The organism is Gellertiella hungarica, from assembly GCF_014197145.1.
GTDB classification, from domain to species: domain Bacteria; phylum Pseudomonadota; class Alphaproteobacteria; order Rhizobiales; family Rhizobiaceae; genus Gellertiella; species Gellertiella hungarica.
In genome coordinates, this window is the sequence record NZ_JACIEZ010000004.1 from 246,148 (window position 1) to 266,795 (window position 20,648).

Below are 20,648 nucleotides of genomic sequence, written 5' to 3' on the forward strand. Positions count from 1 at the left end.
AGCCGCTCAAAGCGCCTCGAAGCACATGGCGACGCCCATGCCGCCGCCGATGCAGAGCGTGGCGAGACCCTTGCGGGCGCCGCGACGCTTCATCTCGAAAAGCAGCGTGTTGAGCACGCGCGCACCGGAGGCACCGATCGGATGGCCGATGGCGATGGCGCCGCCATTGACGTTGACGATATCGGGATTCCAGCCCAGATCCTTGTTGACGGCGCAGGCCTGTGCGGCGAAGGCTTCATTGGCTTCCACAAGATCCAGATCGTTGATCGACCAACCTGCCTTTTCCAGCGCCTTTCGCGAGGCAGGGATAGGACCGGTGCCCATGATGCTGGGATCGACGCCTGCAGTTGCCCAGGACACGATGCGTGCCAGCGGCTGGATACCGCGGCGCGAGGCTTCGGCCTCGGTCATCAGCAGGGCGGCGGCGGCACCGTCATTGATGCCGGACGCATTGCCCGCCGTTACGCTGCCTTCCTTGTCGAAAGCCGGGCGCAGCTTGGCCATGCTGTCGATCGTGGCGCCATGCCGGATATACTCATCCTGATCGACGACGACGTCACCCTTGCGGCCCTTGATGACGAAGGGGACGATTTCATCCTTGAAGCGGCCGGCCTTCTGGGCAGCTTCAGCCTTGTTCTGGGAGGCGAGCGCGAACTGATCCTGCTCGTCGCGGGTGAGCTGGAACTGGCGCGCCACGTTTTCGGCCGTGATGCCCATATGGTAGCCGTGGAACGCGTCGGTCAGGCCGTCCTTGATCATGGTATCGATCATTTTCATGTCGCCCATCTTCGTGCCCGATCGCAAATGGGCGCAATGGGGAGCCATGGACATGGATTCCTGACCACCGGCGACAATGATGGATGCATCCCCGGTGGCAATCTGCTGCATGCCGAGCGCGACCGCGCGCAGGCCGGAGCCGCAGAGCTGGTTGATGCCCCAGGCCGTCGCTTCCTGCGGCACGCCCGCCTTCATGGCCGCCTGGCGAGCCGGGTTCTGGCCCTCCCCGGCAGGAAGAACCTGGCCGAGGATAACCTCGTTGACCTCTTTCGGGTCCACGCCCGCGCGCTCCAGGACGGCCTGGACCACGGCGGTGCCGAGTTCATGCGCCGGTACCGAGCCGAACGCGCCATTGAAGGAGCCGACTGCGGTGCGGGCAGCGCTCGCAATGACGATGGATGGATTGCTCATGGGATCTCCTCGCTTTCGATGGGTCGTTGTCCGAAAACTGACAAAGCTTGGGTTGCAAGTCAAACGGCTTAAGGCACCGTGCCCTTTCTGCCCAGAACGGCTTTGGTCGCAGATTTGCTATTGATCAAAAGCATTTCCCGCATCGCACAAAGTGATTGTCATGCCCATTTCTTGCGCATAAAGTCTGAGACGGGAGACAGTCTTGGCCGGATGCACGCCGGTGGGCAGGGAGATCATAATGGCGAAAAACAACGGGCAAATTACAATCAAGAAATATGCCAACCGCCGACTCTACAACACCGGAACCAGCACTTACGTAACGCTCGACGATCTCGCCGTCATGGTGAAGAAGGGGGAAGACTTCGTCGTCCAGGACGCCAAGACCGGCGAAGACATCACGCATTCCGTGCTGACGCAGATCATTTTCGAACAGGAATCGAAGACGGGGAACACGCTTTTGCCGATCTCGTTCCTCCGCCAGCTGATCTCCTATTACGGAGACCAGATGCAGATGGTGGTGCCGAGCTTCCTCGAGCACTCCATGAAGGCCTTCAACGAACAGCAGGTGCAGATAAGGGAGCAGATGACCCGTGCTTTCGGAGACAGCCCGCTGACCAAGAACCTTCAGGCGCCGATGCAGATGATGGAAGAACAGGTGAAGCGCAACACCGAGATGTTCCATCAGGCGATGCAGATGTTCTCACCCTTCATGACACCGCCGCAGCCCAAGGAGGCCAAGAAGGCCGACCCGAAGGACATCGACGAGCTCAAGGAGCAGCTGCGCGCCCTTCAGACCAAGCTTGACACTCTCTGAAAAGGATCCATCGCTTAGACCTGACCGGGGGCCCGCAAGGCCCCTTTTTCACAGGCCGATGGAAACGTCCCGGCTGGCACTTCTGACAGAAACGGCAAAACCGCCGATGACGTCGATGAAGGCGATGACCATCAGGATGAAGAAAACCTGGGTTGCGGCGTCCCGCACCGCCAGGAACTCCACGAGGAATGCCACGAAGACCAGAAGTGACAGCATGTGGTTCATCAGCGAGCCCGACGAGTTGCGCGTGGACTTCAGCAGTTCGAGAAAGAAGAAGACAAGTCCTATCAGGATGAAGAGGTCCCCGAGGGAGAGCGACCACACCGCTCCGGACAGCATGGAAACCTGCAGAAGGACCGTCTGCAGAGAGGCGACCCCGCCCCCGCCGAACAGGCCGATCATGGCAAGGTTGTAAAGCGCGAACGGTACGATCATCAGCGGAAGCGCAACAAGCATCATGACATTCCTTTTCCTTCCGGCACAAACGCGCTGCACCGGCTCACGGGTTTCAGGAAAAGAGCATTCCGCGAATAAAAATGGAAGCTGGAGCCCAAACAAAAAGACCGGCCAGGGGCCGGTCTTTCCGATCAGTATGTCGCACCGGCCGAATTCGGCCGGCCCGGAGAAAAATCAGGCGCTTTCCTTCGGGGTCAGAACCTGGCGACCGCGGTACATGCCGGTCTTCAGGTCGATGTGGTGCGGGCGGCGCAGTTCGCCGGAGTTCTTGTCTTCGACGTAGGTCGGGTTCTTCAGCGCGTCAGCAGAACGGCGCATACCGCGCTTCGACGGGCTTGTTTTTCTTTTCGGTACAGCCATTTGAGTACTCCACTTGACGGGGCAAAACCGCTCTCCTCAGCCAGATACGGCTGCCGGGATCACGGTTCAATCTCGGAAATTGGGCGGCTTATACATGCTCGTTTCCCGTTTGACCAGCCCTTTTAGCAATTTTTGCCGATTCTGCAGGGCACCGGTCCCAAGGGCTCCGGTCAAACCTCGTCTTTTTCCACGTACCAGGTTTCCGCAAGGGCTGCATGCTGCCACTCCACCCAGGCAGGATGTTGCTTGACCGCGGTCATGTAGGCAAGCGTCTCAGGGTCGGAAACCAGCTCATAGACCTCGAAGCGGTTCACGGCGGGCGCAAACATCGCATCTGCAGCCGAGAAGGCGCCGAACAGGAAAGGCCCCCCTGACTTCTGGCGGCAATCCTTCCAGATGGCCTCTATGCGCCGCACATTGGCCCGCACGTCCTCACCGACGGGGATCGCTGCCGGCTGGCGGCGGATGTTCATCGGGCAGGCGGAGCGCAAGGCGCCAAATCCGGAGAGCATTTCCATCGAAATAGAGCGGGCGAGCGCCCGCTCGCCCTGGGCCTTGGGCCATAATCCTGCCTCGGGGAAGAGCTCGGCCACATATTCGATGATGGCAAGGGATTCCCATATCCTGATCTCGTCGTGATGCAGCACCGGCACCCGCCCCACGGGGGAAAGTGTACGGAACTTCGGGTTCCCTGCCTTCATATCGAAGGGGATGAGCACTTCGCTGAAGGGAATGCCGCACGCCTTCATGGCGATCCAGGGGCGCAGGGACCAGGAGGAGTAGTTCTTGTTTCCGATGTAGAGGGTCAGTTCGGCCATGATGTTGCTGCTCCGCGTTGTCATGACCGCACGCTAGTCGGCTATCGGACGGAGCACCAACGAAATCCGGTGAAGTCAGTCATAAAGGCATTTGATGTAATCGCCGGAACCGGCAGCGCGGCGCTCGATGACGGAGGCGAGCTGTCGCAGACCCCGCCCCGGTTTGCTGGCGATCCGCGTATAGGGATTGGGCAGGGAAACGGCGAGCAGTGCCGCCTGCCTGCGGCTGAGCTTCGAAGCGGGAACCTTGAAATGATGGCGGGCTGCCGCCTCGATTCCGTAGATGCCGGGCCCCCATTCGGCAATATTCAGATAGATCTCCATCATGCGCCGCTTCGACCACACGAGATCGGAGGCCATCGCGAGCGGAATTTCGAGCGCCTTGCGCAGGAAGGACCGCCCGTTCCAGAGAAAGAGGTTCTTGGCGGTCTGCATGGATATCGTGCTGGCCCCACGGGTAGGCACACCCTTCAGAGCATCGTCCACCACGCCCCGCATCTGCGTCCAGTCAACGCCACTATGAGCACAGAACTGGCCATCTTCGGACATCATCACGGATTGCACGAGGACCGGCGAGATGTCGTCGAAGGACACCCAACGCCGATCATAACCCTTGAAGAGGGCGAGATCACCCAGCATCAGCGTGGAAACCGGGTGGGTAAAGGGGACCAGATAGACAAAGATCAATGCATAAGGCAGGACGATCAGGCCCAGGACCAGCTTTGCGGCCGTACGCATGCGGGAGCGAAAGGCACTTTTCACCGGCGCCACCTGTGGCGCAGCCGGCGCCTCCGCCTCCAGCTCAATGTCCGGCACGGTATCCACCATTGGCCCCAAAACGCTTCCATCCTTGCCTGCCTGCGTGTCACTCATACCCTTATGGCTCCGGCAATTCCAGCCTCACGCCCACCGAGTCCAAAATGTGCTTAAGGAAAGCGATTGCATCGGCCGGGGCAAGCGTGGCAAAGAGCCCTGCATGAGCAAGACATCATCCATCGAGCAGAAGCTTCAGTCCCGGGCACAGGAAGTCGAGCGTCTTCTCGACCAACTCCTCTCGGCTGATCTGCGTTCCGATGAAATTGCCCGTCCGGAGCGGCTGCGGGCGGCCATGCGGCACGGCGTCCTGAATGGCGGAAAACGTCTCCGCCCCTTCCTTGTCATGGAAAGTGCCTCCCTTTTCGGCGCTGAGAGCGGGCCGGCCCTGCGCGTGGCGGCAGCGCTGGAATGCGTGCACTGCTACTCCCTTGTTCATGACGATCTTCCCGCCATGGATGACGATGACATGCGCCGGGGACAGCCGACAGTGCACAAGGCCTTTGACGAGGCAACGGGCATACTGGCCGGCGACAGCCTGCTGACCTACGCCTTCGACATCCTCGCGGCTTCCGAAACCGATCTTCCCGCTTCGATCAAGGTCGATGTCATTCTCGCGCTGGCGCGCGCTTCCGGCCTTGGCGGCATGGCAGGAGGCCAGATGCTCGACCTCGAGGCCGAGAAAAAGAGCCCGGACGAAGAAGGCATCCGAACCCTTCAGGCGATGAAGACGGGCGCTCTCATCCGCTTTGCCGCGGAAGCCGGCGCTATCCTGGCCGGTGCCCTGAAGGAGGATCGCGACCGGCTCCGGCGCTTCGGAGAAAAAATCGGTCTCGCCTTCCAGCTCGCGGACGATCTGCTGGACCTGACCGCCGATCCCGAAACCATGGGCAAGGCAACCGGCAAGGATGCCGCCCGTGGCAAAGGCACGCTCGTTTCCTTGCATGGCGAGGCCTGGGCCAGGGACGCGCTTCAGCGGCTGGTGGCTGAATCGGAAGATCTTCTTGCCCCCTTCGGCGAAAAGGCAGAGACATTGCTGCAAGCGGCCCGTTTCGTGGCCGAGCGGAAGAACTGAAAAAGATAGCCGGCATTCCATCGTCTGCTGTTTGAAGCCTATCTTGTCCCGGAGACAAGATCTCGCCTGCAAGGTCCGGCTGTCGGCGCTTATCCTGCGGACATCGCATCAGCAGGAGATATGTGCCGTGCCCGCAACTGCCGAGCTTTCGCCCCTGCTCCTGGGCTGGGGAGCCTATGTTGCGGCGACGGCATCGCCCGGCCCTGGCATCCTCACCATCGTCGAGACCGCCGTCAGCGCGGGGCGGGCCGCAGGTCTCGCCCGTGCGCTCGGCGTGCTGTCGGGTTCGATGACCTGGGCTGCATTGACCACAATCGGTGTTTCAGCGCTGATTCATGCGGAGCCTGGGGTGCTCACCGTCGTGCAGCTGATCGGAGGAAGCTACCTGATGTTTCTCGCCTGGGGCATGGCAAGAAAGGCGATGAAGCCCGGTTCCTTGAACGTGTCGGTTGCGGACAGGGGGCATAGCCTGCGCCACCATTACGCAAAGGGTTACGGGGTGCACCTGACCAATCCGAAGGCGATAATGGCATGGATCATGCTGACGTCGCTGGCTCTTCCGCCGGGGTCAGGCCCGGAACAGACACTGCTCTTCGTCGGCGGATGTCTGTTGCTCGGCCTGACGATCTTTGCCGGTTTCGCCCTGCTCTTCTCGATCCCGGCCGTGCATGCAGCCTACCTGCGGCAGCGCCGCCCGCTCGAGGCGGGTGCCGCGGCCTTTTTCGCCTATGCCGGCGCAATGCTTCTCAGATCCGCTCTTTGAGCTGGCTGTTGCGGGCGAGAATATCGGCAAGGGCTTCAATCAGGACATCGCATTCCTCATCGGTGCCGATGGAAATCCGGAGGTACTGATCGATGCGCGGCTTCTTGAAATGCCGGACGATGACGGACCTGGCTCTCAGCTCTGCCTGCAGTTCCGCGCCATCCCTGTCCGGATGCCGCGCAAAGACGAAGTTTGCGTGGGACGGGAGCACCTCGAAGCCGAGACGTTCCAGCGAGACGACCAGACGGTCACGGCTTGTCATCACCTTCCGCCGGCAGAGCTCGAACCAATCCACATCCTCCATAGCGGCCGCAGCGCCTGCCTGGGCGAGCCGATCCAGCGGATAGGAGTTGAAGCTGTCCTTGACCCGCTCAAGCGCATCGATGAGCGGCCGCTGGCCAATGGCGAAACCGACCCGCAGCCCCGCAAGCGAACGGGATTTCGACAGGGTGTGAACCACCAGAATGTTGGGATATTTCCGCGTCAGCGGGATGGCCGTTTCCGCCCCGAAATCCACATAGGCTTCGTCGATGACGATCACCGTATCCGGCTTCGAGGCCGCGAGCCGCTCGATGGCCTCGCGGTTGACCGCAATGCCGGTCGGCGCGTTCGGGTTCGGGAAGATGATGGCGCCGCAATCCCGATCGAATTCGGAGAAATCGATGGTGAAATCGTCCCTCAACGGCACTTCCACGGCCTCGATCCCATAGAGGAGGCTATAGGTCGGATAAAAGCTGTAGGTGATATCGGGGTAGAGAAGCGGCTTCTCATGCTTCAGCAGCCCATTGAAGACATGGGCCAGCACTTCATCCGAGCCGTTGCCGACAAAGACTTCATCCGCGGTAACGCCATGCAGGCGGGCGATGCTGTCACGCAGCGCGGTGGAGGCTGGATCTGGATAAAGCCGGAGACGCTCGTCAGCCGCGTCCCTGATGGCGGCCAGCGCCTTTGGCGAGGGTCCATAGGGGTTTTCGTTGGTGTTCAGCTTGATCAGGTTGGTGATCTTTGGCTGTTCGCCCGCAACATAGGGCTTCAGCTCGCTGACGATGGGAGACCAGTATTTGCTCATCGGTTCATTCCGCTGCGCTTCGGGTGCCGAAACGCTTTTCGATATAGTCGATTACCAGCGCCTCGAAGTCGGCAGCGATGTTGGGGCCGCGAAGCGTCAGAGCCTTCTTGCCGTCGATGAAGACGGGTGCTGCCGGTGTCTCACCCGTGCCGGGAAGAGAAATTCCGATGTCGGCATGCTTGCTCTCCCCGGGTCCATTGACGATGCAGCCCATCACGGCAACGTTGAGGGCTTCAACTCCCGGGTATTTTTCGCGCCAGACCGGCATGTTCTTGCGGATATCTTCCTGAATGCGCTGGGCAAGCTCCTGGAAGACGGTCGAGGTGGTTCGACCGCAACCCGGGCAGGCCGCCACGACCGGAACGAATTGCCGGAAGCCCATGACCTGCAGCAGTTCCTGCGCCACCTGAACTTCGCGTGTCCGATCACCGTTGGGTTCCGGCGTCAGGGAGACGCGGATCGTGTCGCCGATCCCGTGCTGGAGCACATACCCCATGGCAGCCGACGACGCCACGATACCTTTTGTTCCCATACCCGCCTCGGTCAGCCCGAGATGGAGAGCGTGATCCGAACGCTCCGCAAGCATCGAATAAACCGCGATCAGATCCTGAACCTGGCTGACCTTGGCCGACAGGATGATGCGGTTTCGGGGAAGTCCGATATCTTCTGCCATCTGCGCCGAAATCAGCGCCGACTGGACGATCGCCTCATGCATGACTTCGCGCGCGGAAAGAGGTGAGCCTTCCGCGGCATTCTTGTCCATCAGATGGGTCAGCAGCTCCTGATCCAGCGATCCCCAGTTGACGCCGATGCGCACCGGTTTGTCATAGCGGATCGCCATCTCGATGATGTCGCCGAACTGCTTGTCCTTCTTGTCCTTGAAGCCGACATTGCCGGGGTTGATGCGGTACTTGGCCAGTGCCTCGGCGCAATCAGGGTGATCAGCGAGAAGCTTGTGTCCGATGTAATGGAAATCGCCGACCAGCGGCACATCGATGCCCAGCCGCAGAAGCCTGTCGCGGATGCGCGGGACGGCGGCGGCACTTTCGTCACGGTCGACCGTGATCCGGACGATTTCCGACCCGGCCCGATGAAGGGCGGCCACCTGCGCAACGGTCGCATCAATATCTGCGGTGTCGGTATTGGTCATGGACTGCACGACCACAGGCGCACCGCCGCCAACGATCACACCGCCCACATCGACGGCCACCGTTCTGCGGCGAGGCTTCGGATCATAGGGATTGTTGGAGGTCATGGCGGGCTCTTCCAGCACAAGTGACGGGTCGCTTTTCAGGTGGAGGAAGGCAGGTCGGTTGTCAAGTTTGGCTCTGGTCTTTCGTTGGACCGATGGCGGCGGCAAAGAGCCTCACCATCGCCTTCATGTCTGCCTCGGCCTCGTCAATGGAGGGCGCGCGCGTCTTGATGCCCTCGACCGCATCGACCAGGAGGCGTGCCACCGTGGCGGGCGGATAAAGCGGGTCAGCGGCGTTGCCCTGCCATTTTTCGATGAGCACGGCCGCCTGCTTCTCGACGCCCGCGAACCACTCCGCCATCAGATCGGCGGCAAACTCGTTCTTCATGCCGATCAGTTCCGCCCCGTGCGGCATCAGGCCCAGTTCGCGATGCGGCTTGACGAAGGCCGTGGCCAGCAGCTGATCAAGCGCTTCGACAAGGCCGCCTGCCTTGGACGACGCGGCGCATGCTTCGTCGGCAACCTGGGCGCCAAGTGCCGCAAAGCAGGCACGGAAGATTTCGGTCTTGTTCTTGAAATGATTGTAAAGCGCCGGCCTCGAAAGTCCGGCGGCCGTCGCGATGTCATCCATCGAGACCCGCTTGAACCCGTATTGGGCAAAGCACCGGAAGGCCGCCTCAAGGATCGCGCCACGCCGAGAGCCAATGGTATCTTCGTTCACAAACATGGTTTGACACTTTTACATTTTTTGTCATTATGTAAAGACACTTTATCTTGAAGGAGCTTATATCCCGATGCGCCTCACTGTGAACGGGAAAATGCACGAGCTTGATGCCGAACCCGACATGCCGCTTCTGTGGGCACTTCGGGATATCCTGGATATCAAGGGGCCAAAATTCGGATGTGGTGCGGGCCTCTGCGGCGCCTGCACCGTCATCATCGACGGAGAGGCAGTCCGCTCCTGTCAGACGGCGCTTCAGGACGCGACGGGAGAAATCCGGACGATCGACGGATTGGCGGACGGAGACAGGCTGCATCCGGTCCAGCAGGCATGGCTGGACGAGCAGGTGGCACAGTGCGGCTACTGCCAGGCCGGGCAGATCATGAATGCCGTGGCGCTTCTCGAAAAGAACCCCCGGCCTACCGACGCGGAGATCGACGAGGCGATGTCAGGTAATCTCTGTCGTTGCGGAACCTACCCGCGAATTCGCGCAGCAATCCACCGGGCTGCAAGCCAGGGCGAGGGGGTCTGACCATGGCAACCTTGGGAAAGATTGCAAGACGCACATTCCTGTTCGGCGCTGCCGCCATCGCGGGTGGTGTCGCCTTCGGCTACTATAAGTACAGCCAGCCCTTCGAGAACCCGCTGAAGAAGAACCTTGCCCCAGGCGAGGGCACGCTGAATGCCTACCTCAAGATTGCCCCGGACAACCGCATGACCGTCATCGTCCCCCGCGCCGAGATGGGCCAGGGGGTGACGACAACGCTGGCTGCCCTTGTCGCGGAAGAACTGGAAGTGCGCCTGGATCAACTGACCGTGGAGCACGGTCCCGCTGCTCCCGCCTATTACAACAGTGCAGCGCTGGTGGAAGGTGCGCCCGTCCCGCGGTTCGACCAGGGACTTTTTGCCGATACGCTCAGAGGAACCATGGCTGTCTTCTCGAAGCTGGTCGCGCTGCAGTTTACCGGGGGTTCTTCCTCCACGATCGATGCATACGAACCGATGAGGCGCGCGGGTGCCACGGCACGCGAAATGCTGAAGGCGGCGGCGGCCAAACGGTTCGGCACCCAGGCTGCCAATCTGAAGACCGCGGAAGGTACAATCACGGACACCGCCACGGGCAAGACGGTCACCTATGGCGAAATCGCAGCGGAGGCCGCACGGCTTGCTCCGCCCGAAGACATTGCACTCAAGCCTCGCACCGCATGGACCATCCTGGGCAAGCCTCAGCCGCGCACCGACATGCGGGCCAAGGTGACAGGCGCACCGGTCTATGGCGTCGACGTTTCTCTTCCGGGCTTGCTCCATGCAACCATCCGCATGGCGCCGCTGCCGGGGCAGCGGATGACGAGCTTCGATCCGGCCGAGGCCCGGAAGATGCGTGGTGTGGTGAAGGTAGTGGAGATCGACAGCCCCTTCGGCCACGGTTTCGGCGTCATCGCCGACAACACCTGGCGTGCCTTCCAGGCGGCAGATGCCGTCTCGGTGGCCTGGAGCCCACCCGCAAGCATTCCCGATGCCAAGAATGTCTTTGCCACGCTGGCCGAGGCATTCGAAACGGAAACGCCGTTCAGCCTCAGAACGCTCGGGGATCCGGTCTCTGCGATGGCCGCAGCTGCACCGGGAACGGTTTACGAGGCCGAGTACAGGGTACCCCACCTAGCCCACGCCCCCATGGAACCCATGAATGCAACGGCACAATACAAGGACGGTCTGCTGACCGTCTGGGCACCGAACCAGTCGCCCAGTGTCGTCCAGATGATCGGCAGCCGCATTGCCGGCGTATCGGCGCAGGACGTGGTGGTTCATACCACCATGCTCGGCGGAGGTTTTGGCCGCAGGCTGGAGCCTGACTTCTCCGATTACGCAATCCGTCTCGCCCTCGCGGCAGAGGGAAAGCCGGTGAAGGTTATCTGGACGCGTGAGGAGGACATGGGCCACGGTGTCTACCGTCCTGCGGCACTTGCCCGTTATCGCGCGGCTGTCGACAAGGATGGGATGCCGGTTGCGATCACCGGTTCACTCGCTTCGCAATCCGTTATCGCCGGCATGGCGGGCCGCATCGCGCCCTCCATCCCCATCGCCGGGCCGGACAACACCATGCTGGATGGGGCCTACAACCAGCCCTATGCCTTCGCCAACCATCGCATCGAAGCCCGGAAGGTCGACCTGCCGGTTCCGGTAGGCTCCTGGCGCTCGGTGGGCTATTCCTTCAATGCCTTCATGCAGGAGTCTTTCCTCGATGAGGTCGCCGAGAAGGGCGGGCTCGACCCCCTGGAGCTTCGCCGCAGGCTTCTCGCGGACAATCCGGCCGCTCTCGGGGTGATCAACCGGGCGGCGGAGATGGCCGGCTGGGGCCAGCCCCTGGCGGAAGGGCGGGCCCGCGGGCTTGCCTACAATCTCTCCTTCGGGACCCATGTCGCGGAAATCGTCGAGGTTTCCGGAGATGCGGCAAACGGCATCCGCGTTGAGAAGGTCTGGTGTGCAGCCGATCCGGGGATCGTGCTGGATCCGGGGATATTCAAGGCACAGCTGATGTCGGGGATCCTGTTTGGTCTCTCGGCTGCCATGTTCCAGGAAGTCACATGGGGACCGGATGGCGTGGAGCAGCTGAACTTCGGCGATTACCCCGCGTTGCGGATCAACCAGTCTCCGCAGGTGGAAATCGCCCTTCTCGAGCAATCGCCGTTCATGGGTGGTGCCGGGGAGCCGGGCACCCCGCCATCGATGCCGGCACTTGCCAATGCTGTTGCGCGGCTCACCGGGCAGCGGCTCCGGGAATTGCCGCTTTCGAAAGCCGTTGCCTTTGCATGAGGGTCAGTGCCTGATGCTGTCGGCGTGGCGCGCCAGACCCGACAGCATCAGGACGACGAGGAGCAGCACCGGGAGGAACAGGAAGACGGGCGCAAAACCGACATGCTCGGCAACGAAGCCGATGATCGAGGGAGCAGCCAGCAGGCCCGAATAGCCCATAAAGGTTGCGACCGAGAGACCGACGCCCGGCGCCATCCCCGGGATATTGCCGGCTGCCGAAAAGGCGATGGGGACCATGTTGGCGATCCCCAGCCCGCAGATGGCAAATCCCAGGATCGCAACTTCCGGGTTGGGCGCCAATCCAGAGATGAGCATGCCGCTCAGAGCCATCAGTGTGGACAGGCGAAGCGTCTTGACTGCGCCGAAACGATCCCGGACCAGATCGCCGCCAAACCGCATGATCGCCATGGTGCCCGAGAATGCGGCAAAGGCAAATCCTGACAGCACGAGATCGGCGCCCAGCTCATGGCGCACGTAAAATGCGCCCCAATCCAGCACCGCGCCTTCCGGAACCATGGAAAACAGCGCCATCACCCCGAGAATCCAGGGAAGCGGCTGGAGCGGCAGGCCGCGCTTCCGCTCTGACTTTTCTGCAGGATGCGGCGCATCCGGTAGAACCAGCGGCCATGCAACGACCAGCATCAAGATTGCGGCGGCCGTTGCCACAACCGCATGGACAGAGACTCCGAACCAGCTGATGAGCAAGCCTCCCGTTGAAGAGCCGAGCAGGCCGCCGAGGCTCCAGAAGGCATGACAGGAAGACATGATGGCACGGCCCATCGACTTTTCCACCGCCACCGCGTTCGTGTTCATCGCGACATCCATCGCACCCATGAAGCCGCCGAACCAGAAGATGGCGACGGCGGCAAACCACACTTTTCCGGCATAGGTCAGCAAGAGCAGCGAGGGAAGGAGTAGGATCGCCATGCCTTTCGCCACCCGGGCAGAGCCGAAGCGGGCCATCAAGGCGCCCGCCACGGGCATGAGCGTCAGCGATCCGGCACCCAGAAGCAGGATCATCAGCCCCAGCTCGCTCTTGGAGAGCAACAATCTTTCCGCGAAATCCGGGATTTTCGGCGCCCACGCCCCAACCATGAAGCCATTCATCAGGAAGAGGAGCGATACGGCCAGCCGGGAGGCAGGAAAGAAGGACGACGCGGGCTTGGCGGCGGTGGGGAGAAGGGCATCGGACACGTGTGAGCTCCTGCAGGGACGTGCAGATCAGTCGATCTTCACGTAGGCATCTTGAAGATGAGGCAGCCCGGGCGGCAAGCCCGGCTTCCAATGGCAGCGGAGCATATTTTAATCGTTTCAGTTCACAACCCCCAGTATGGGGGATGAGAACCACATTTTGTAACAGAAGATTTCAGCGGAGCGTGCCGGGCAGGCATCCCTGCCCGGCTTGATCTCTTCTCACGCAAACACGATCAGCAGATCCTTGGCGTCGATCTGATCGCCCGCACGCACCAGCACTTCGGCGATGGTGCCGTCCTTCTCCGCATGCAGTGCGGTTTCCATCTTCATCGCCTCGATGGAAAGGAGAACGTCGCCAGCCTTTACCGGCTGGCCAGCGCTGACGGCAACGGTGGAGATGACACCGGGCATGGGTGCTCCCAGATGGGCAGCATTGCCGATTTCCGCTTTCCGGCGAACGCCGTTGCCGCCCGCGCCATGGGCACGGTCCGGCACCTTGATGCGGCGCGGCTGGCCGTTGAGCTCGAAGAAGACCGTGACCATGCCCTTTTCGTCCACCTGCCCCATGGCCTGGTTGAGGATGACGAGCGTCTTGCCCTTTTCGATGTCGGCAAAGAGCTCCTCACCGGGCTGAAGACCGTAGAAATAGGACGGAGTCGGAAGGACTGAAACCGGTCCATAGGTCTCGGCGGCCATGGCGAAGTCGGTGAAGACCTTGGGATACATCAGGTAGGAGGCAAACTCCTGATCGCTGACATCGCGGCCCAGTTTCTCCACGATAGCCTTGCGCTCCGCATCAAGGTCGGCGTCGGGCAGCAGGGAGCCGGGGCGGTCGGTGTAGGGCTTCTCGCCCTTCAGCGCCTTCTTCTGCAGGTCTTCCGGCCAGCCGGACGGGGGCTGACCGAGATCACCCTTCAGCATGGATACGACCGATTCCGGGAAGGAGACGTCCTTTGCGGGATTGAGGACATCGGCAACCGTGAGATCCTGCGACACCATCATCAGAGCCATGTCGCCAACCACCTTGGACGACGGGGTTACCTTGACGATATCGCCGAACATCTGGTTGGCGTCCGCATAGGCCTGCGCGACCTCGTGCCAGCGGGTCTCGAGACCGAGCGAGCGGGCCTGTTCCTTGAGGTTGGTGAACTGACCGCCCGGCATTTCATGCAGATAGACTTCGGAGGCCGGACCCTTGAGATCGCTTTCGAAGGCTGCGTACTGGTTGCGGACAGCCTCCCAGTAGAAGGAAATGCGACGGATCCAGCTGGCGTCCAGGCCGGGATCCCGATCCGACCCGGCAAGAGCTTCCACGATGGAGCCGAGACAGGGCTGGGAGGTGTTGCCAGAGAAGGCGTCCATGGCCGCATCGACGGCATCGACGCCCGCGTCCACGGCCGCCAGCACGGTTGCAGCGGCGATGCCCGACGTATCGTGGGTGTGGAAATGGATCGGCAGTGAGGTGGCCTCGCGAAGCGCCTTGAACAGCACCTTCGCCGCAGCCGGCTTCAGCAGACCGGCCATGTCCTTGACGGCGATGATATGCGCGCCTGCCTTTTCGAGCTCGGCTGCCAGATTGGCGTAGTACTTGAGATCGTACTTGGGGCGGGCGGAATTCAGGATATCGCCCGTATAGCAGATGGCCGCCTCGCACAGCTTGTTTTCTTCAGCGACGGCATCCATCGAGACACGCATGTTCTCGACCCAGTTAAGGCAGTCGAAGACGCGGAAAAGATCGATACCGCCCTGAGCCGCCTGCCGGACGAAATACTTGACCACATTGTCGGGATAGTTCTTGTAGCCGACACCGTTTGCGCCACGGAGCAGCATCTGCAGGAGCAGGTTGGGCGCTGCCTCGCGCACCAGCGACAGGCGCTCCCATGGATCCTCCGTCAGAAAGCGCATGGCGACGTCGAAGGTGGCGCCACCCCAGCATTCCAGCGACAGAAGGTTGGGCAAGGCCCGTGCATAGGTACCTGCGATGGCTGCAATGTCATAGGTGCGCATGCGGGTTGCGAGCAGCGACTGATGGCCGTCACGCATGGTGGTGTCGGTCATCAGCACGCGCTTCTCGTTGCGCATCCAGTCGGCGAACCCCTTTGGACCCAGGGCATCGAGCTTCTGTTTCGTTCCATCGGCAATTGGCGCGTCGATGAAGGGCACGATGGGGGCAGCCGCATCGGGCGAGGGCATCGGGCGGCCCTTGGCTTCCGGATGGCCGTTGACGGTGACATCCGCCAGATAGGTCAGCAGCTTGGTGGCGCGGTCCTGGCGCTTGACCTGCTGGAAAAGCTCCGGCGTGGTATCGATGAAACGGGTCGTGTAGGAGTTGTCCCGGAACTTCGGATGCCCGATGATCGCTTCGAGAAAGGTCAGATTGGTCGCCACCCCGCGGATGCGGAATTCACGCAGCGCCCGATCCATACGCCGGATGGCATCTTCGGGCGTCGGGGCCCAGGCGGTTACCTTTTCCAAGAGCGGATCGTAATAGCGGGTGATGACCGCGCCGGAATAGGCCGTGCCGCCATCGAGACGGATGCCGAAACCGGTCGCCTCGCGATAGGCGGTGATGCGCCCGTAGTCCGGGATGAAGTTGTGCTCCGGATCTTCGGTGGTGATGCGGCACTGAAGCGCGTGCCCATTGAGGCGGATATCCTTCTGAGCGGGCACGCCGGATTGCGGAGTGCCAATGGCATGCCCTTCTAGAATGTGGATCTGAGCCTTCACGATATCGATGCCGGTGACCTGCTCGGTCACGGTGTGTTCAACCTGGATGCGCGGATTGACCTCGATGAAGTAGAACTTGCCGGTATCGGCGTCCATCAGATACTCGACCGTGCCGGCCCCGACATAGCCGGTGGCACGGGCGATCCTGAGCGAGTATTCCGCAAGCTCCTGGCGCTGGGCCTCGCTCAGATATGGCGCTGGAGCCCGCTCCACCACCTTCTGGTTACGGCGCTGGATGGAGCAATCGCGTTCGAAGAGGTGGACCACATTGCCGTGGGTGTCGCCGAGGATCTGGCTCTCGACGTGGCGGGCCTTCTCGACCAGCTTCTCCAGATAGACCTCGTCCTTGCCGAAGGCGGCCATAGCCTCGCGCTTGGCCTCCGTCACTTCGCGGGCCAGATCGGCCTCTGCTCGAATGACGCGCATGCCACGGCCGCCGCCGCCCCAGGAGGCCTTGAGCATCACGGGATAGCCGATTTCCGCGGCCATCTTTTTCACCTGCTCCATGTCGTCCGGCAGCGGTTCGGTTGCGGGCACGACCGGAACACCCACTTCGATGGCCAGGTTGCGCGCCGCCACCTTGTTGCCAAGACGGCGCATCGTGTCTGCTCGGGGCCCGATAAAAATAATGCCCGCTTCATTGCAGGCATCCACGAATTCGGGGCTTTCGGAGAGGAGGCCATAGCCGGGATGGATCGCATCGGCTCCCGAGAGCTTCGCAACCCGGATGACCTCGTCGATGGAGAGATAGCTTTCGATCGGACCGAGATCGCGCGCCAGATGCGGACCGCGGCCGACCTGGTAGCTTTCATCTGCCTTGAAGCGGTGCAGGGCGAGTTTGTCCTCTTCCGCCCATATCGCCACGGTTTTGATGCCGAGCTCGTTGGCGGCGCGGAACACGCGGATGGCAATTTCGGAACGGTTGGCAACCAGAATCTTGGAAATGGACAAGACGATCTCCTCACGACGTCAGCTCGAGGCGCCGGGCGATGGCCCAAGCGCATCTTCCTTAGCGGTTGGCGTTCCCAAGTCAATTTCCCCCGTCGACTGCAAACTGTCGAATTACGACTTTGGTGGAAGGAAGCGGGTGGCGCTCAACCGTCGATTCAGGGCTGATTTCTCAGATTTCCAGTGCGGAATCCTTCGCAAGTGCAAAAATCGCGGTGGATTCGCAATCCCGCAGTGCAAAACTGGAGAAAATCCAGCCGGAGCGACTTTTTGTACATTTTTTTCCGATCCGATGGAGTTTCCACCGGCTTTTGCACGCCGTCAGGAGATAAGGCCCCGGCGAAAGGCTATCGCAACGGCGTGCTGCCGGTTCTTGGCGCCGAGCTTTTCCTGAATGCCAGCCGTGTACCAGTCGACGGTGTGCCGGGAGATTCCGAGCGCCTTGCTGATCTCGTTGGAGGTCAGACCATTGGCCAGATGCCAGAGGACTTCCAGCTCGCGCTTGGTGACATCCGCCGACCCGGCGGAAACGGCAGCGAGGGTCTCTCTCTCGAGAAACAGCCGCATTTTCCAGTACACCGACTTGAAGGCTGCCTGAAAGAGAGCGATCTCGGTCGGCGAAAGGTCGATCACCCGCCCCCCGACGCTTACGAAACCCAGAAGGCCGCCGCGTCCGTGAATGGGGAAGATGTAGCCATCCTTGAGCCCATAGCTCGCGGCCTCGGCCATCATCCGCTCCATTTGCCGCGCCAACGGATCGGCCTGAAAGGCCTTCAGGGCCGTTGACCATCGAAACGGCCTCTGGGCCACTGAAAGGTAGCGAAGTGCAGGATCGATCGTCATGTGCCGAGCGGCGGCATAGGCTTCCGGCCACCCCGCCGGCCACTTGCTGGCCAGAAAGGAGAAATTGCCATCCGGGTCCGGACGCGCATCTCGAAGGATGGCGTAATATTCAAAGCCGTAGACGGTCAGAAGCGTCCGAAAGCTTGCCAAGACCTCATCCGCCGATCGGCATTCCTCGGTCGTTACCAGCAATTCCAGTATCGATTGAACCGACACGCGTTCCCCATTTCACACAACAGGCCGGCCCCTGACGACCCGACAGCACTTCAATAGGGGGCTATGTACTTCGCTGCACGGTACGATACCAGTCGAATTTTGTTGTACAACATCACATTATTGTCTGCTGCAAAGCAGCAGGACGCCATCTCACCGATATATAACGCATTGGCGTGCTTGGTACCGGGAAAATTTTGCGCTGCAGCAAGGCGAAGGAGCTCCGTTAATCCTGAGTTCAGCTTGGCTCCTGTACCGTCCGACACCCCATGGAAATTCAAGCGAAAGGATCCGTTGTGTCGCTTTTCCAGGTCTACGCACGTGCGCTCAGCTATCTGTCCACCTACCGTATGCGGGTGTCGATGGTCGTTGCAGCCAATATCGTTCTAGCTGTCATCACGATTGCCGAACCGATCCTGTTCGGCAGGATCATCGATGCCATTTCCTCCAAGGAGCCGGTGACACCGATCCTGCTGGCATGGGCGGGTTTTGGGGTTTTCAACACCATAGCCTTCGTGCTCGTGGCGCGCGAAGCCGACCGTCTCGCGCATGAACGGCGGGCCTCTCTGCTGACGGAGGCGTTCGGCCGGATCATATCCATGCCGCTCGCCTGGCATAATCAGCGCGGCACCTCCAATGCACTGCATACGCTGCTGCGAGCCTGCGAAACCCTGTTCAGCCTCTGGCTGGAGTTCATGCGCACCCACCTTGCAACGGTCGTTGCGCTGGCGCTGCTCATACCGACCGCATTCAGCATGGATTATCGTCTGTCTGCGGTCCTTGTCGTGCTCGGCATTCTTTACTGGATCATCGGCCGGATCGTGATGAGCCGCACCAAAGAAGGTCAGGCCGCGGTCGAAGCCCACTATCACACGGTCTTCTCCCACGTGAGCGACGTGATCTCCAACGTCTCCGTGATCCACAGCTACAACCGGATCGAATCGGAAACCCGCGCCCTGAAGTCCTTTACCAGCCAGCTCATCTCGGCCCAGCTTCCGGTTCTCGACTGGTGGGCCCTGGCGAGCGCGCTGAACCGGATGGCCTCGACGATCTCGATGATGATCATTCTCGTGATCGGCACCTTCCTGGTCCAGAGTGGCGAGTTGAAGGTCGGCGACGTCATCGCCTTCATCGGCTTTGCGGGACTCCTTGTCGGCCGCCTCGACCAGATGCGCGCCTTCGCCACCCAGATCTTCGAGGCGCGCTCGAAGCTGGAAGATTTCTTCCGGCTCGAGGACTCCGTCAAGGACCGCGAAGAGCCTGCCAACTCCGGAACCCTCGAACGGGTCCGCGGCGAAGTGGAGTTCCGCAATGTCTGCTTCGACTTTGCAAACACCACCCAAGGCGTGCGCGACATTTCCTTCAAGGTGAAGGCGGGTCAGACGGTAGCCATCGTCGGTCCGACCGGTGCCGGGAAAACCACGCTGATCAATCTGCTCCAGCGTGTCTACGATCCGCAGAACGGCGAGATCCTGATCGATGGCACGGATATCACGACGGTTACCCGCAAATCCCTTCGCACCTCTATCGCCACGGTCTTCCAGGATGCCGGCCTCCTCAACCGCTCGATCCGGGACAACATCCGGCTCGGGAAGGAAGAGGCCGATGATGCGGCGGTCCGGGCTGCGGCAGATGCCGCCGCTGCAGCCGAATTCATCGAAAGCCGCCTCAACGGTTTCGATACGGAAGCCGGTGAACGGGGCAACCGTCTCTCCGGTGGCGAACGGCAGCGTATCGCGATTGCCCGTGCCATCCTGAAGAACGCGCCGATCCTCGTCCTCGACGAGGCAACCAGCGCGCTTGACGTGGAAACCGAGGCGCGCGTCAAGGCAGCCATCGACAACCTGCGGAAAGACCGGACCACCTTCATCATCGCTCACCGCCTCTCCACGGTTCGCGAGGCGGACCTCGTGATCTTCCTGGATCACGGGCGGATCGTCGAGATGGGTGGCTTCGATGAGCTCAGCCATAGCAATGGTCGCTTCGCGGCGCTCTTGCGGGCGAGCGGCATTCTGACGGACGACGAAGTCCGCAAGGCACACGAGGCCGCCTGACGCGAGGAAGCCACCCTCTTCTCATCCGATCGCCCGTGTGCAGCCTGCCACGGGCGATCTTGTTTGTTCCTATGCGCGATCGACCCGGGCGAGATAACAACCGCGGTTGGCGAAATGGATGTGGATGTAATCGGTATCAGGGCGAGCAAGAAACTCTTCGATCAGGTGTTCCACCGTATCGCCATTCACGACGCCTGCATCGAGGATCATGTGCTCGCGCGAGAACGCCCGCAGCGACAGCAATCGTGACCGCATGACTTCAGGTACAGTATCGATCGCCTCGAACGGGTGGTCCTCTCCCTCCCGGACGAATATCGCGTGGGACGAGCGATAGGGCGTATTGGCAGGCTGGTGTGTGAAGTTGACCAGCAAGACTGTTTCGCCGAGGTCGCAGTCGCGCAAGGCGATGCGGTCAGGAAACCCGGGCTTGGCATCGACCACAAGACGATGCGCCCCCTGCTGAAGAAGCTCCTGATCAGACAGACGAAAAAGGGAAGAGAAGGTCTGGGGAGAAAGTCCCCGTATCTTGAACGACATGGCGGGCTCCTTTGTCTGGAGCCCGAAAGGTGCTGGATCCGGTGGCCGT

18 protein-coding genes are annotated in these 20,648 nt (G+C 61.3%); 6 read left to right on the plus strand and 12 right to left on the minus strand.

Annotation, left to right across the window (positions count from 1 at the left end; all coding sequences use genetic code 11):
* Nucleotides 1-6: 6 nt before the first annotated feature.
* Nucleotides 7-1,188 (minus strand): acetyl-CoA C-acetyltransferase, encoded by a 1,182-nt coding sequence (locus GGR23_RS12505; protein ID WP_183366616.1) that lies wholly within the window; start codon nucleotides 1,186-1,188, stop codon nucleotides 7-9.
* 238 nt (nucleotides 1,189-1,426) lie between these two features.
* On the opposite strand from GGR23_RS12505, the gene phaR reads away from it, so the two are divergent.
* A complete protein-coding gene (gene phaR / locus GGR23_RS12510) occupies nucleotides 1,427-2,002 on the plus strand; it encodes a polyhydroxyalkanoate synthesis repressor PhaR (RefSeq protein ID WP_183366617.1) in 576 nt (191 codons plus the stop codon).
* Nucleotides 2,003-2,050: 48 nt separating this feature from the next.
* Here the strand turns inward: phaR and GGR23_RS12515 are convergent, their stop codons facing one another.
* From GGR23_RS12515 to mtgA, 4 genes are all read right to left on the minus strand, one after another.
* Entirely contained in the window at nucleotides 2,051-2,458 is a 408-nt protein-coding gene (locus GGR23_RS12515; protein WP_183366765.1) for a hypothetical protein, read from the minus strand.
* A 174-nt stretch (nucleotides 2,459-2,632) separates the two neighbouring features.
* Nucleotides 2,633-2,818 (minus strand): 50S ribosomal protein L32, encoded by a 186-nt coding sequence (gene rpmF, locus GGR23_RS12520; protein ID WP_027487079.1) that lies wholly within the window; start codon nucleotides 2,816-2,818, stop codon nucleotides 2,633-2,635.
* Nucleotides 2,819-2,988: 170 nt separating this feature from the next.
* Nucleotides 2,989-3,636, minus strand: coding sequence for a glutathione S-transferase family protein (locus tag GGR23_RS12525; RefSeq protein WP_183366618.1), 648 nt, complete (start codon nucleotides 3,634-3,636; stop codon nucleotides 2,989-2,991).
* A gap of 75 nt (nucleotides 3,637-3,711) precedes the next feature.
* Nucleotides 3,712-4,509: a monofunctional biosynthetic peptidoglycan transglycosylase gene (mtgA, locus tag GGR23_RS12530; protein ID WP_183366619.1), complete on the minus strand. Its 798-nt coding sequence runs from the start codon at nucleotides 4,507-4,509 to the stop codon at nucleotides 3,712-3,714.
* Between the two features lie 103 nt (nucleotides 4,510-4,612).
* Between mtgA and GGR23_RS12535 the strand changes: the two genes are divergently transcribed.
* Both GGR23_RS12535 and GGR23_RS12540 read left to right on the plus strand, forming a co-directional pair.
* Nucleotides 4,613-5,524, plus strand: coding sequence for a polyprenyl synthetase family protein (locus tag GGR23_RS12535; RefSeq protein ID WP_183366620.1), 912 nt, complete (start codon nucleotides 4,613-4,615; stop codon nucleotides 5,522-5,524).
* Between the two features lie 127 nt (nucleotides 5,525-5,651).
* Complete coding sequence (locus tag GGR23_RS12540) at nucleotides 5,652-6,287, plus strand: LysE family transporter (protein WP_183366621.1); 636 nt, start codon at nucleotides 5,652-5,654, stop codon at nucleotides 6,285-6,287.
* On the opposite strand, the gene hisC is transcribed toward GGR23_RS12540, so the two are convergent.
* From hisC to GGR23_RS12555, 3 genes are all read right to left on the minus strand, one after another.
* Nucleotides 6,271-7,356 (minus strand): histidinol-phosphate transaminase, encoded by a 1,086-nt coding sequence (gene hisC / locus GGR23_RS12545; protein WP_183366622.1) that lies wholly within the window; start codon nucleotides 7,354-7,356, stop codon nucleotides 6,271-6,273. The two genes, GGR23_RS12540 and hisC, sit on opposite strands and share 17 nt — an antisense overlap.
* Before the next feature lie 4 nt (nucleotides 7,357-7,360).
* Nucleotides 7,361-8,611, minus strand: coding sequence for a flavodoxin-dependent (E)-4-hydroxy-3-methylbut-2-enyl-diphosphate synthase (gene ispG / locus GGR23_RS12550; protein ID WP_183366623.1), 1,251 nt, complete (start codon nucleotides 8,609-8,611; stop codon nucleotides 7,361-7,363).
* A gap of 61 nt (nucleotides 8,612-8,672) precedes the next feature.
* Nucleotides 8,673-9,275, minus strand: a complete 603-nt coding sequence (locus GGR23_RS12555) for a TetR/AcrR family transcriptional regulator (RefSeq protein WP_183366624.1) — start codon at nucleotides 9,273-9,275, stop codon at nucleotides 8,673-8,675.
* A gap of 67 nt (nucleotides 9,276-9,342) precedes the next feature.
* Here GGR23_RS12555 and GGR23_RS12560 point away from each other — a divergent pair, with 67 nt between their 5' ends.
* Together GGR23_RS12560 and GGR23_RS12565 are read left to right on the plus strand one after the other, a co-directional pair.
* Nucleotides 9,343-9,801: a (2Fe-2S)-binding protein gene (locus GGR23_RS12560; RefSeq protein WP_183366625.1), complete on the plus strand. Its 459-nt coding sequence runs from the start codon at nucleotides 9,343-9,345 to the stop codon at nucleotides 9,799-9,801.
* Nucleotides 9,802-9,803: 2 nt separating this feature from the next.
* Nucleotides 9,804-12,083, plus strand: coding sequence for a xanthine dehydrogenase family protein molybdopterin-binding subunit (locus GGR23_RS12565; protein WP_183366626.1), 2,280 nt, complete (start codon nucleotides 9,804-9,806; stop codon nucleotides 12,081-12,083).
* A gap of 3 nt (nucleotides 12,084-12,086) precedes the next feature.
* Here the strand turns inward: GGR23_RS12565 and GGR23_RS12570 are convergent, their stop codons facing one another.
* The 3 genes from GGR23_RS12570 to GGR23_RS12580 all read right to left on the minus strand — a co-directional run bounded on the left by GGR23_RS12570 (nucleotide 12,087) and on the right by GGR23_RS12580 (nucleotide 18,011).
* Complete coding sequence (locus GGR23_RS12570; RefSeq protein WP_343066680.1) at nucleotides 12,087-13,277, minus strand: MFS transporter; 1,191 nt, start codon at nucleotides 13,275-13,277, stop codon at nucleotides 12,087-12,089.
* A 219-nt stretch (nucleotides 13,278-13,496) separates the two neighbouring features.
* Entirely contained in the window at nucleotides 13,497-16,955 is a 3,459-nt protein-coding gene (gene pyc / locus GGR23_RS12575; protein WP_183366627.1) for a pyruvate carboxylase, read from the minus strand.
* A gap of 318 nt (nucleotides 16,956-17,273) precedes the next feature.
* Nucleotides 17,274-18,011 carry a helix-turn-helix transcriptional regulator gene (locus tag GGR23_RS12580; RefSeq protein ID WP_183366628.1) on the minus strand — a complete coding sequence of 246 codons (738 nt, stop codon included), beginning with the start codon at nucleotides 18,009-18,011 and terminating at the stop codon, nucleotides 17,274-17,276.
* Between the two features lie 293 nt (nucleotides 18,012-18,304).
* On the opposite strand from GGR23_RS12580, the gene GGR23_RS12585 reads away from it, so the two are divergent.
* A complete protein-coding gene (locus GGR23_RS12585; protein WP_183366629.1) occupies nucleotides 18,305-20,062 on the plus strand; it encodes a glucan ABC transporter ATP-binding protein/ permease in 1,758 nt (585 codons plus the stop codon).
* 69 nt (nucleotides 20,063-20,131) lie between these two features.
* On the opposite strand, the gene GGR23_RS12590 is transcribed toward GGR23_RS12585, so the two are convergent.
* Entirely contained in the window at nucleotides 20,132-20,599 is a 468-nt protein-coding gene (locus GGR23_RS12590; protein WP_183366630.1) for a DUF1203 domain-containing protein, read from the minus strand.
* Between the last annotated feature and the right edge of the window lie 49 nt (nucleotides 20,600-20,648).